The organism is Vibrio sp. AND4, assembly GCF_000171815.1.
GTDB lineage: Bacteria > Pseudomonadota > Gammaproteobacteria > Enterobacterales > Vibrionaceae > Vibrio.
Map to the genome: position 1 here is coordinate 374120 of NZ_ABGR01000002.1, position 13939 is coordinate 388058.

Sequence of the window (13939 nt, forward strand, 5' to 3'; positions counted from 1 at the left end):
ATTAACAAACATAAGGTGTTGAAATTTATGCTTTCGCCATCATGTAGGCAAAAAAAACAAAAAGCCCCTCTCGGGGGCTTAATGTTTTAGTGTGTTCGATTTCTACAAATCTAAGTCGCTTAGCTCGACAATACCATTGATACTACGAGAATCGAGCTGAGAAATGATGTAAATCAGACGCACAGGCTGCGCACCACCAGCAAAACGAAACGCTAACTTACTCTTTGAAGCTCTCTCTGCCTCCTCAATCACAACATAGGTACTATTCGCAATCACGAGCTTTAATCGGTCTCCTTCATGCTGAAGGACAATTTGGTCTCGATCAAAATCCGATAAGTCGACAAACGAATCATAACTGTTATCGTTGATGATCACATGTTTGTATCGACCAATAGTATTATTGATGTCGTAACCATTGTGACGGCCTGATGTCGAAAGAACAACCGAGTCCGCTTCCTCTAATTTGACGACTTCAATCAGCTCACCACTCGTCGGCTCCATAACAAGGGACCAATCATCACCTGTTCTAAATACATCTTGGTATCTGCCTAACGAGGTACTGACTTGTTGTTCATTAGACTCGAGCAACTCGTTGCTTTCTGGTAAAAAGAACACTTGATGCACGTCTTCTCCTTCAACCGAGCCAATCCAAATCGCTTTCCCTGGGTTACCCAGACGAATTTCTTTGCCCGTTTCAGCAACCAACCAGTGGTCGCTCTCTTTGCCTAAGTGAATCACTGGTCCCGTTTCAAAGCGCTCTGATAACGTGGCCAGCATGCCTGGATTTTCATCCAGCCAATGTTCGCTTACTTCAACAAGTATTGGTGAATCATCCGTCTTAAACTCAAACACTAAGCCATTCCCGGTTTCTGCACGATAACCGTCATGGCTCATATAAACGTCTGCTAGTCTGTCATCAACTAAATCAACCTCAGTAGGTACCGTAAGTAGCCCATCTGCAATGAAGCGAAGATCAGAGGTAAAACTGTACATTTGTTCCAGAGAAAACGAAGGTTGAGCATATAACTTGCCGGTGATTGGCTCGAACAACCAAACAGATTGTCCGTCTTTTTTACCAACGACTTTCAGCTGCCTATCACTCCATTGGCCTCCGACCAAAACAAATTGCTCACTGGACGGCAAATACCAAGCTTTTAGGGCCTTACCATCAAAATCTGACAACCCAAAAATCATAATCTGATGATTGACACCTTCGAATTTGGTAACTAGCGTATCTTGCCAATTGTGCTGGTATCGCTCTATCCACTGTTGGTTAATCGCGATAAGGCTGAGCGTTCCCTGAGAAGTTAATGCATAAATCTCTCCATTATCGCTCGCGACATAAACGTGATCACGAGCAGTAACCCTATCACCCTCTTTTAGCTTCACGTTTTGGATACGTCCTTCTTTTCGAAGGTATATCGTATGCTCTCTTTCACTATAAAAATACTCGACGCCGTCATCAACAAGCAGCAACTTGAGATCTTCCACAGAAGATAGAGTTCTCAATATCAATGCTTTCTCTTGACCATCAATACTCCAAACAGGCGTTGCACCCGCTACAGCAACTTCAACGATATCGGCAAGTCGTGTTGGGATATTTTCATAAGCCGTGAGATCAAGCGGCGCATATGCTCTCTGAACAATAGATTTTGAAATCAATTGCCTATGGTCCGAATCAACGGGTGCCATAAGGGCTTGATACAACCGCTCGTTACCGTGAATATCCGTCAACATTAATCCATCTTCCGTTAAACGATATAAGTGTTTAATTTGAGACTGATCAGGCATGTGATATGTTGCAGCAACATGCACAATGTTAGCTTCAGTCCAAGCATTATAGCTAACGGATATAGAAGGTTTAGACGGCTGGAATAACGTATAAATCGCCGTGACTTTGCCAGAGACACTATCGACTTTCCATAACAAGCCATATTGCTGATTGAAGAGCCAAGCTTCATCGCCATTTGTCTTCAGTAACTGCGCTCGCTGTGAAAGTTCTACAGAAATATCTTTACTCGCAATCACACGATCATTTTTTATATCGTAATAAGCCGTACCGAGAGGTATTCCAGATTCTTCATAATTATTGATAACAACATAATCACCAAGTAATTGATGTTTTTCAGCTAACGCCTCCAGGTGCTCGAGCACATGAACGCTACTCTGTTCTTTCTGAGCGTCTGTCGCGATCAAAGAGAGCATGGCATCTTCCACTTGCCAAATCTCGCCTTGGCTCGTAAACACTTTAACCCTAGATTCAGTCAACGAAGAAAGATCGGCGGTAACCGTCCCAATTTTTAGCACTTGGCCTTTAAGTTCAGGTATGCCTCCCTCAATTGCTCTCGTATCTATAACCCACTCTACACTTGCTGCAGAGTCTTCCGAAAGCTCAAACTTCGCGTATGGCTGAGCGATCACCTCTTGTTTGCCATCCTCCGCACTCAGATGATAAGTCAGTTTTCTCAAACCAAGTTCCTTAATCTCTGGCGTAACAACGACTCGATCAGTTGAGCCTAGCTTTACAAAGACCGTGTGCGGAACAAACTTCTCTCGTACATTGCGTATCACGTATTCAGATGGGAAGACATAAAAATCGAAATCAAAATCAAGGGCCGTCTCAAGCGATCTTAATATGCTGAAACCCCGATCATTCATAGTGGTCGAGCCGGGTAAGATTTCATAGTCGTAATCGATGTACGACTTACCCGTTGCAGGTAATACCAATGTTGAGCTGTGAGACTCAACCCCTGCACTTGAGCCATAACCGAGTCGCTCTCTAAGTGGTAAAGCCTTAGATTTATCTCTCAACGCTTTTGGTAGATCACCCGCCCAAAAGAAGTAATTCAACCAACCAGACCCGGTTTTACCATGCCTAGAGGAGTATAGATCTTGGCTACCAAGCTCTACACGACCATTTGATAAATCAATTTGATTAATGACGGCGCCAGGAATTGGCAATAGGACGCTCTTTTCAGCATCATAGCGATATCCACCCTCACGGTAAGCATGATCGACTTGATAAAAATAACGCCCGACTTGTTGAGCGTCCATGGCGATCTCACCAAAAGCTTCGGCCAAAGCGGTAAAGCCTACAGCTAAACCTCCAACAATAGCTCCTGCTTCACCGAGCACAAGCGCTGTAGTGGAAGCGCCTGTAATACTTGCCCCCAGAGCCACTCCACCAAGGGCAGTTCCGACCGCATTAAAACCAAGCTGCGTACCAAAAATTGCTTGTTGTTGAACATTTTGAGCATGAGCAAGTTCGTAAGCGCTTAAACTGACGTTAATAGCTCCAAACGCAAGCCCGATACCTTGATTGGCAATACCTGAAATATTGTTCATTGTCGCGCTAACAAGCTCCGCATCGGTGGCCACTGCAACTTTAAACAAATTCACCATATGTTGAGCATCCGCCAAAAGACCGTGAGAAATTTGACCAGCCATAACATAACTATGAATCTCCAATGCTTTCTGTAAGGCACTGCTCTTCTCGCCTGAGACTTGGCTTCTTTGTTCGTTTTGGAACCAAGTAATAACCGACTGAACCGCGAAGCCAGCGTTTAAACCATCAAATCCTTGAACATCCTCAAATTCGAAAGTTGAAGCCCGCTGTCCTGTACGAAGGTCAAAATGAGAGTTCACGTTAGCATACTGCTCGTGAAGATATTCACTCACTTCAATCAACTCTCGCCCTTGGACTTGCACTGTTTTTTCTGCTGACCCATCTGGCGAGACAAACGTAATAGCAGAATACCCAGGAGAAGCTTCTTCGATACTACCTATCACTGGTAACCAATCATCCGGCAGACGATACTGGGAACGTCCAAGTTCTACCGCACTCGCTAATCGTCGCGCCTGCTCATAAGCTTTCACTTTGGTGAGGCTCATTCTGAGAGATAAGTCCTCTTCTATATTGTTCTCTGAGCTTTCTAAAACAATAATGGATTCATCATCGTCAATCGTCATGATGGAGTCGGAATCCTCAACGGTGATGAAGGATTCATCATCACTCAGTGTCACGATGGAACCACCGCTCCCTACAGGACTAAGCGGGTCAGAGGAGGAAACATCGAAAACCTGCTGGCCAGGTAAAACCTCCACGAGAGACATTTCGCCAGTATCAATCGCTAACACAGTAAACTCTGGTTTTGTTTTAGTGCCAGATGCAAAATAAGACTCTGCCATCCCATTTATCACAAAATGAGATTCTAGCGCCTTTTTCAAAGATTTCATCGAAGAAAACTCAACAACAGCAAAGTTGGGATCATAAAAATAAAAGCGCTTCTGTCCCATGTCATTGATTGCAGCAACACCAACCGAGTGTGTGCTCGTATTGACAGCCAGCGATACTTGACCACGTTCTGAAAGGCCGCGCTTCACTGAGGCAATAATTCCCGCAATATCGAGCTGGCCCACCAATTGGCTACTTTCTCTGGCCTCATTATTGGAATGCAAGTTTCTTAGCGCTCTCAATAAGAAATGACTCTCTACATCGTTTGGATTTGCTGCGCCGACAAACAACTTGTTAGACAAGTTTCGAATGGAGTCGGTACCTTTAAACATAGCAACGGACATCGCGCGAACCAAAGGGTAACAACGTCCACTACCATCGCCCATCAGTGTTAATAAAAAGTCTTGTGGCAAACTTGCGACAACTCGACCACCCAAGCGAGACATTTCTTGGTTAAACTTGGCCGTAAAATCTAAGCTACTTGTGACCTCGTCTTTGGTGATCTGGTTGTTTATTCTCCTTATTAACGCACCTTGCTGCTGAGCATCGAGCTCATTAGACCCCAACAGCAATAGCTGCTTTTGTGCAAGAGTCATTGACTCGTCGTAATCCGGCAGCCAAATCGTTTCAAAGTTATTGTAGCCACTCTCATACTCTGCTTTTTCACTGCCAGAAAGTTCTTTTAAGGTTTTCTCTTTCAACAAGAAGCGTTGATGTATCTGACCTTTGTCAAAGTTACCAGAACGCAAACTGTTGTCGGTAACAATGAGATTCCTTGTTCCACTTTCTGACTTTTGTTTTAAGTTAAGCCAAACTTGGTCAATTTGGCTGGACAAATCAATCAGTGATTGAGCGTAATTATCTAGCTCCAATAAGCTGGCTCGCAGCAATGAGATTTTCTTAAGAGACTGCACATTATTTGAATCGCTGGCTAATTTTAACCTCGCGAGTTCTGCAATTCTCTGTCTCGCAAGCGATTTTCTCTGTGCAGATATTTTCTTGTTCAACTGAGTTCTTAACTCATTCCACTTCTTTAAGCTTGAATGGGTTTCTAGAACCTTCAATTCCAGAGGATCATAAGGAAGGTCTATTACCTGCTCAGTCGGCAAACCAAACCTTTTCGCAAGCAATAGCAACTCTTTCTGAAGACTGGCACGATTTTGTTCAAATAGCCCAGGCAAATTTTTACCTGTTCTCATAAAAGGCACAGCCGTGGTTGACGCAATACGACGCACATCTAAATCACTGAAACCACTGTATGACTGCTTCTGCACAACCGTTTGCCAACCTTGCTTGTTGAAAACAAAAAAGGTGACATCGAGTCCTGTATGAAATTTGGTCATCCCCTCAACACGATAACCTGAGCTCAAATCTCTGAAGGCGACGACATCATCATACAGAGCATAAGCATGTGGACGTTTATCGAAGTAAATGCGGTAATTCGCAGAATCGAGGTCAACGACAACAATGGTTCCTCCGCTATGAGAAGCCGCGACCAAGCTTTGCCCGACTTTACCAGACTTAGCTATATCAATGAATGAAGGCATATTGTCCATTAAAGGTTCACTGATAACGCGTAGTTTATTGCTACGAAATTGACCGTCAATCTCAAAAGCTAATTGGAACCCATCCGTGCCGGAATGCATTTCTGGTTTTCCTTTGAGAGGTGAGTACTCCCCAATAATTGGCGTAACATCGAGCGTGTGGGATTTGAGGAAACCTTCAGGATCACGAATAAAATTAGTTGTAGCAACATGCGATTTCATTTGTACCGACTGATAATCAAACGACGAGTCAACGAGTGGAATACGCGCAGGATCGTAACCATGAGAGCTTAGCGTCTCAGGTAACAAGATAGCCAAGCTCTCACCACCAAATAAGTTTTCAAGAATTGCATCTGCTGCGACAACCGATCTTGAAGCGCCATGGCTGGAAAAAGAAAAGCGTGAGCTCTCTGAATAATTTCTGCCTTTGGCAAGGGAAACCATCCCTAAGGGTGTGTGGTCAACCCATGCTTGCTCGGGAACGCGTTTCGCCAAAAACTCAATAACTCGATCAGCATTCTTTATATTCTTACCCTCAATATAAATGATAGCTTGATCAGTGACGGAGCTAAAATTTGATGGGCCCATGATCTTAGATTGCCTAACAACGTCAGCTACTTCACCAGAATACAGATGACTAAAAGCAGCAATCATTTCGGGCAAGTACTCTTTCGTAAAGTTTAGGGTAAGCCGTGATACGAAGAGAGACTTTGAATTAAATTCAGAATGAGGTCTACCTGGAATAAATCGAGCAGAGGTTGCGCCCTTTATAAAGCTCAATTTTTGAACCTCAGATATTGGTCGCTCACTAAACCCTTGGACATGGATATGTAGGTCTGGATTGGCGGCATCAGCAAGACGCAACAATTCATAAAAAATCTGACTCTCTCTCGCATTTAAAGGTTGCAACGAAGGAGGGTTCGAAGAAGAATACGCATCATAAAAGTTATTGTGAATATTTGCTTTTAACAGCATATATTGCTGGCGAGCCTTGACCGTCCAATGTCCTTTTTGACTCAAAATTGACTTGATATCAGAGATAAGTTTTCTGTTGGGAGGACTGTTTAAGATAGAGTCGCGAGTCCTTCTCAAAGCAGCTAGGAAAGCATTAAAGCCCGACTTATACTGTCTTTCTTCAGAAAAGGACGACGAATAAAGCGAGTTTGATCGATGAGTATCATTACCTTCTGCATTAGATAGCGAATAAGGACTAATAAAAGCCGAGGCCAGTGCTGTTGTTAATAGTTTTTTTCTCATAATAATTTGTTTCACAGATTGCAAGAATATTTAAATAACCACTCAACCTTTAGCCATAATTCGATAAATTGATTAATTTTAAGTTTCACCTGAATTTTTAAATAAAAAGCAGTATGTCATTTCATAAGTGATGACTTAAAAATAATTAAAAATATGACAAACAAAAATAAGGAATGAAGTGGCAGTCTATTCGATTAACGATTATTTTTATTTAGAGAGGATGTCACTTATACTTTCAGGTATATCTATAAGCCAATGGCTTCCATGCTTTTTAAGCGTTACCACTTCATTCACAGTGATCAACTGACCTAGCACCCGCTCTTTTCTTTGGACATTAATATACTTCTTTTCATCCAAATCAAATTCGTTAATGATGTGTAGTGATTCAAAGTTAAGATTATTACTACCGTTGATCTTTTGTACTATTCCTAATAAGTTATTCATAAAATCACTACTAGACATTAACGCGATGTCGACTTTAGAGGCCCTTTCACCAAAAGACATGTTTTTCAACGCTATAATATTTTCACTATTACTATCTATACCATTGATAATTAAAGATTTTATCTTCTCAATACTACTAGGGTGATAAAATCTTGCTGATTGGTCGAATCCAACTTTACTAATAAAATCAAAGTAATTTTTAATAAAAAGAGCAGAATCTGTCGGTAATTCAAATTCACCATCAATCTTAACTCTCACACCTTCAAGAATAGAGAACTCTGTACTATATGGAGTAAAAAGAATTACACCGTCTTGCAGCCAGTTTTTATATACCCAAGTTGATTCGTCAAAACAGTGCTCAGAAATACTTTCTAACGGTACTCTATCTCCTATCGTTGTATTATAAAGCCTATCTCCTTGAGTATCATTTTTGTATGTATATAATAAAATTCCGGACTGAGCATAGTTTTCATGACCATTGAGCTCACTGAACGTATTTTCAATACAAACCCTGTTTATATGACTCAAGGATAAGGGAAGCTCAGCTTTGGCATTAGCACGCTGTTCTAAATACCCATCAGAAAAGTTATAAAAATCAAAAACTGGTGCTTGAAATAAATTTGGCTGTTCTAAAACGGTAGGAAGCCCAGTCTCCACTGACGGAATAATAGAAAATGTCTGGCTAAATGCAGGTACTGACAAAACCAATGATGCTAGGATATTGTATTTATTCATTTAATTCTCCCTTTATAGAAGCTTGATTATCTTTTTTATCAATCTTCTTTCAAGGGATAATTAAAAAATAATCAATTAATATATATAGTTGTGATTTTATTCAAAAATAATGACACCCTTAAAATACAGAATACCTTAGAGTTAAAAAAGAAGATAAGCATGATGAAGTTTGGATAATTTAATATTTTTCACTAATAAAATTAATTATTTAAAAAAAAGCACCCATAAAGTGGTACTCTTTTTTAAGTTTTTGGCAGCTTTATTTGAATAATTACTTTAGTTCTATCCATGATTTTCGCTGTACTTTGTCCATATAAGACCAAGCTATAAATCGGCTGACTTTTTGTCCTTGGCTCATTTCGACCACTCTAATCGCCTTCACTCCCAGCTTTTCTAGCTGTTTACGCATCGGGCGAACGTTGTCTTTCTTTGAGATTAACGTGGTAAACCAAAGCACTTGTGCACTGAACTCTTTACTTTCACTGGCCATTTTACGGATGAAGGCGGCTTCTCCCCCTTCGTACCATAGCTCAGCATTTTGCCCACCAAAATTAAGCTCTGGTTTGCTCGATTTTACTCGATGCTTTTTTGATTGATAAGCGTCTACCTGATGATAGGGAACTTTTGGCCACTTCTTACTCTGATTCGCTTTTAAATTATCAAGTTTACGCTGGCTACCTGTTGCCGCCTCTTCAGCTGAAGAATGGAATGGCGGGTTACAAGTGGTGATATCGTAGCGATCACCCGGTTGGATAATCCCGAGGTAGATATTGGCCTCACTGATCTGTTGTACCAGTTTAATCTTGCCACTTAGCGAGACGTTGCGCTCTGCAATTTCTCGTGCTGATTCAATTGATTTTGGGTCGATATCGCTACCAGTGTATTGCCAACCGTATTGAGTAACACCTACGATTGGATAAATACAGTTTGCTCCAACACCCACATCAAGCGCTCGTACTTTATGATGAGCATATTTGCCTTTTACTTCGCCGTCCAGCAGTTCAGCAACGCGATGGACGTAATCAGCACGCCCTGGGATTGGCGGGCACAAGTAACTATCAGGAATATTCCAGAAATCAATATCATAATAGGCTGCAAGTAATGCTTTGTTGAGCATCTTGACGGCTTTTGGATCGGAGAAGTTAATTGACTCCTCCCCTTTTGGGTTCAGAATGACAAACGGTCCAAGTTGGGGGTCTGCAGCAATCAATTTTTTGAAATCGTAGCGACCTCGATGCGCATTACGGGCATGCAATCCACTTTTACCGATTTTGATCACTTCTACATCGCTGATTTTCTTAGCGACTGTTATTTTCGCTTTCGATTTATTTTTCACACGCTTGGATTTTTCCGAAGTCACTTCTTTATTCGTTTTGGAGGCCGACTTTTTTGCCTGAACTTGCTTCGCGTTGTGGTTATTACTCTTCATTCGCCATCGCTTTTAAATCGAGATAAATCATAAACAGACGAGCATCAAATTCAAGTTGGTGATACTCGGGCTCCATGTAACAGCATAATTGATAAAAGGCTTTGTCGTGGTTCTTCTCACGCGTGTGCGCCAATTCATGCACCACCAACATACGTAATAATGCCTCAGGTGCGTCTTTAAACACGTTTGCAATGCGGATCTCATTTTTTGATTTTAGCTTACCGCCATGATTACGGCTGATCACGCTATGCAGCCCAAGAGCATTATTTACCGCATGAATTTTTTTATCGAAGACCACTTTACTAATTGGTGCTGCTTTCTTCATGTAGCGGTTTTTTATCGATATCGCATACTCGTAGAGGGCCTTTTCGCTTTTTATTTGGTGCCTTTCTGGATAACGTTGTTCGAACCATGGAACCAGTTTGCCACTGTCTACGAGTGAGCTCACTTGCTCAATAATGTTCTGTGGATACCCTTGAATGTATCGAAGTGAAGAATGCATGCGTATTAAAGTCCGCTATGACAAAAGAAAGGCGCTAAATATACCTGAGATGGACGAGAGTTTCATCATAGGTTTCAAGCTTTCCTTTGTCGCCAAACCTAGCTAAAATTCGCTTCCCAAAGACAATGGAGAGAAGTTGAATGAAACGCGTCGTTCTTTACATCACAGACAAATGCCCACACTGCAAAGATGCTCAACGTTATCTTGATTCTAAAAATATTAACTATCGTTTGTGCAATGCAAAAATGCAGAGAGGTCGCAAAGAACTCGACGCACTGGGCGCTCGTTCTGTTCCGGTCCTGAAGATTGGTGACCAGGTAATGCTAGGATGGAATCCAAAGAACTTTGAAAAGATGTACAGCAACTAGGTCGCCTATCTCCCAATTTGTTTGATTATCCAGCCGCTTAGGTAGAATAGAGACATTAAGACTTGGGATAGCGTTAAATCCCCTAAATTTTATGTCTTGGCGCTGTTCTGTTATGCTTGCGCCACGTTTCTAAAGGCAAGAAAGTCGTATGTCCACGCGCACAACACAAGAATCACTAAACACTGATATCCATGCGATCAAAGAGCAAGTCAATCAATGGCTCAATGATGTCGTGATCGGGTTGAATCTTTGCCCGTTCGCCGCTAAACCACAGCGCAATAAACAAATCAAAATCGTCGTTAGTGCAGCCTCGCAAGAGGAAGCACTACTTGAAGACATTTTGCTTCAACTGATTGAACTCAATAATACCGAGCCAGAAGAACTGGAGACAACCTTGGTTGTGGTTCCGAACATGCTGCAAGATTTCTGGGACTACAACTTCTTCATTGATTGGGTTGAAGGCTTGATCAAGCAGCAAGATTGGGAAGGCATTTTCCAAGTTGCCACTTTCCATCCTGATTACTGCTTTGGCGGTGCAGACCCTGAAGATCACGAAAACCTGACCAATCGCTCTCCATACCCAGTATTTCATTTGATCCGTGAAGAGAGCATGGAAAAAGTACTTAAACACTACCCTAATCCAGAATCGATTCCAGATACCAATATCGCACGTGTCTCTGCGCTTTCAGAAGAAGAACGTAAGAAGCTCTTTCCATATTTGTTCGGTTAAAACCCAAAGCCCAAGAGGCAGATTTATAGCCAGTTATAATCGAAAACTTGGGGATTAAAGTTCGGTTTGATATGATGCGGCTACTATCGATTCAATGGACATAAAAATGCAACTGTCAAAGCTAACCCAAGAGATTTTTGATCACCTATACCGTGACATCACCGAGTTCCGTAGCACTTTCGACCTACCAGTGGCGGATGTTGCAAGCCTAGACGCACAAGCAGATACACTGCACACTTCTCTTGCGATCGAAGAACTTACTGAACTAGCGGAAGCAGATTGCAAAACCGAGCAAGCAGACGCAATCATTGACAGCGTTTACGTTCTAATGGGTCGTCTGGTACATCTTGGTGACAGCAAAGTTGAAGATAACCTAGCAATCAGTTATCTGATTGATCTTCTGCTTAACGTAGCGGTAAATCGTGGAATTGACTTCATTCCTTGTTGGGACGAAGTACACTCGAGTAACATGAGTAAAGTGTGCCGCAACGAGAAAGAATATGCGGAAACGGAGGCATTTTATGCGGAGCAAGGCATTAAGCTCATGGCCGTTCAAAAAGGCGAATATATCATTGCGAAGTGTGGAGAAGATTTTGTCTCTGAAGGCAAAACAGTACGTAAAGGCAAGGTTCTAAAATCGATTTACTACCGCCCTGCAGACCTTAAGCCACTAACACAATAAACTTACTCCTACACAATAGATAGAATTCAGCGCCCACTTTACTCGATATTGTGGGCGCCTTTTATTTCGCTTGCTATCAACCCATTAGAGATAAAAAAGCTTCATTGATTTAATATGCGTAAATTTTAGTTTCATCACGAACAAATCAAAGTTCACTCAGATACATATAATTTCTAATGCTAATCAAAGATCAAATAAGTTTTTTCTTCCAATACAACTTTTCGAACTTGAGTTTGGAAAACCTCTGCTAAGCCCTCTTCCGTTAGTACTTCATTTGCTCGACCCGAAGAATGCAATACGCCATTTTTGAGCAACAGCACAGTATCAGCATGCCTTAACGTTCGATTTAAGTCGTGGTTTGCGACCAATACCCCGATACCTTGTGCAGCGACCGCATTAATGAGCTGGTATAGCAGTACTTCTTGGGCAATATCGAGCGGTGCTGCAGGCTCGTCCAAAATCAAAAACTGAGAGTAAGGGTTAATTGTGCGCCAAACTTGCAAACACACCCCTGCTAAACGGACACGTTGCCATTCACCGCCGGATAATGTCTGAATACTTCGATGAAGCATGTCTTGCAATTGCACCAGCTCAGTAACGATATTGACGGCATCTTGTACTATCGCATTGCTGATATTGGCACCAGTCGGCAATGAAAGCGCCAAGTATTGAAAGACATCAACATTGAATGCGGGTCTCGATTGCTGACACAAATAACCACGGATATGCGCTTGTTCCGATAGTGGCATTGCGAGCAGATCGCTATTATCGACCAGCACTTCCCCACTTACGGCATCACGTTGAGTTAAAGTGCCAGAGATCGCGCCAAGTAATGTACTTTTTCCAGAGCCATTTGGACCCACGATATGAACAACCTGACCTGATTTGCATTCAAAAGACAACGGCAGTAACCGGCTTCCTACTGCGATTTGCTTAACGCGCATCATGACTTTTCACCAGCATCCAAATAAAGATAGGCGCGCCGATAGAAGTAGTGACGACCCCCAAAGGCAGTTCCGCGGAATTAAGCAACAAACGTGCACCAATATCAGCAAACACCAACAGGGCTGCACCAGATATTGCCGACAGAGGCAACAGATAGCGATTTTCTGTACCGAACGCTAACCGGAGCATATGTGGTACGACTAAACCCACAAAGCTTATTATCCCACCCAGTGCGACGGCACCACCGACGAGAACAGAGATTGCCAAAATGAGTTTCCAACGTATCTGATGAACGTCAATGCCCAGTTGGGTGGCATGGACTTCCCCCAGCATCAACTTATCCAGTGTATTACCCTTGCAGCATAGCCAAATCAGCACGGGTAGCATAAACAGAGTGACGGTGTGCTGATACCAACTTGCCCCACCAATGCTGCCCATAAGCCAGTACATTAACTGACGCAAGCTCAAGTCATCGCTAAAATAGAATGCCCAGGTCACAATCGCGCTTGACAGAATGCCCAAAGCAACACCGACTAGCAGTAGCCTTGCTGTTGTGAGATTCATCACCCTCGCTATAACCACTAATATGATGGTAAACAGCATCGAGCCTGCAATGGCGGCAAACATGAAAATCATAGGGGAAGGAAAAACAGGCAAGACAAACAAGGCCAGCACCATTGCCAAACTCGCGCCACCTGAAATACCGAGAACACCAGGTTCCGCTAATATGTTGCCAAGTAAGACTTGCAGCGTTGCACCGGATACCGCCAACGCAGCGCCAATAATGGCGGCAGAAACCAAGCGTGGCAAACGTAAATCCAACAATAATTTTTGTTCAAATGATGAAAGAGTTTGAAAAGGAGTAAGAAATACCTCTCCAACCATCAAGTGAATGGCAGAGAGCAGCAGAAAAATCACGGACATGCACAAAAGGTTGCGTTGCCAACGTTGTTCCTTATTAAGGATAAGTTGTTGAAAATCCATAGTAGCCAATAAATGCAAACAAGGCTTAACCTTACAGTCAAGCCTTAGTAAATTGCAAATGGGTTCGAACCCTTATTTCACCAAA

9 protein-coding genes are annotated in these 13939 nt (G+C 42.4%); 3 read left to right on the forward strand and 6 right to left on the reverse strand.

The window, feature by feature from the left end; translation table 11 throughout:
• Positions 1–102: 102 nt before the first annotated feature.
• The 4 genes from AND4_RS04400 to AND4_RS04415 all read right to left on the reverse strand — a co-directional run bounded on the left by AND4_RS04400 (position 103) and on the right by AND4_RS04415 (position 10145).
• Entirely contained in the window at positions 103–6753 is a 6651-nt protein-coding gene (locus AND4_RS04400) for a TcdA/TcdB pore-forming domain-containing protein (protein WP_009841699.1), read from the reverse strand.
• A 489-nt stretch (positions 6754–7242) separates the two neighbouring features.
• Positions 7243–8214 (reverse strand): hypothetical protein, encoded by a 972-nt coding sequence (locus AND4_RS04405; protein WP_009841700.1) that lies wholly within the window; start codon positions 8212–8214, stop codon positions 7243–7245.
• Positions 8215–8485: 271 nt separating this feature from the next.
• The gene (gene rlmF, locus AND4_RS04410; protein ID WP_009841701.1) at positions 8486–9643 is read right to left on the reverse strand and encodes a 23S rRNA (adenine(1618)-N(6))-methyltransferase RlmF; all 1158 of its coding nucleotides are present in this window, start codon (positions 9641–9643) and stop codon (positions 8486–8488) included.
• Positions 9633–10145 (reverse strand): M48 family metallopeptidase, encoded by a 513-nt coding sequence (locus tag AND4_RS04415; RefSeq protein ID WP_009841702.1) that lies wholly within the window; start codon positions 10143–10145, stop codon positions 9633–9635. Before AND4_RS04415 ends, rlmF begins: the two co-directional genes overlap by 11 nt.
• Positions 10146–10285: 140 nt before the next feature.
• Between AND4_RS04415 and AND4_RS04420 the strand changes: the two genes are divergently transcribed.
• The 3 genes from AND4_RS04420 to AND4_RS04430 all read left to right on the forward strand — a co-directional run bounded on the left by AND4_RS04420 (position 10286) and on the right by AND4_RS04430 (position 11925).
• Positions 10286–10513, forward strand: coding sequence for a glutaredoxin family protein (locus tag AND4_RS04420; RefSeq protein WP_009841704.1), 228 nt, complete (start codon positions 10286–10288; stop codon positions 10511–10513).
• Positions 10514–10661: 148 nt separating this feature from the next.
• Entirely contained in the window at positions 10662–11243 is a 582-nt protein-coding gene (locus tag AND4_RS04425; protein WP_009841705.1) for a DUF1415 domain-containing protein, read from the forward strand.
• 106 nt (positions 11244–11349) lie between these two features.
• Positions 11350–11925 (forward strand): nucleoside triphosphate pyrophosphohydrolase family protein, encoded by a 576-nt coding sequence (locus AND4_RS04430; RefSeq protein WP_009841706.1) that lies wholly within the window; start codon positions 11350–11352, stop codon positions 11923–11925.
• Between the two features lie 179 nt (positions 11926–12104).
• Here AND4_RS04430 and btuD read toward each other — a convergent pair whose 3' ends face one another.
• Both btuD and btuC read right to left on the reverse strand, forming a co-directional pair.
• Positions 12105–12872, reverse strand: coding sequence for a vitamin B12 ABC transporter ATP-binding protein BtuD (btuD, locus tag AND4_RS04435; RefSeq protein WP_009841707.1), 768 nt, complete (start codon positions 12870–12872; stop codon positions 12105–12107).
• The gene (btuC, locus tag AND4_RS04440; RefSeq protein WP_009841708.1) at positions 12859–13854 is read right to left on the reverse strand and encodes a vitamin B12 ABC transporter permease BtuC; all 996 of its coding nucleotides are present in this window, start codon (positions 13852–13854) and stop codon (positions 12859–12861) included. The genes btuD and btuC overlap by 14 nt, the downstream gene beginning before the upstream one ends.
• Between the last annotated feature and the right edge of the window lie 85 nt (positions 13855–13939).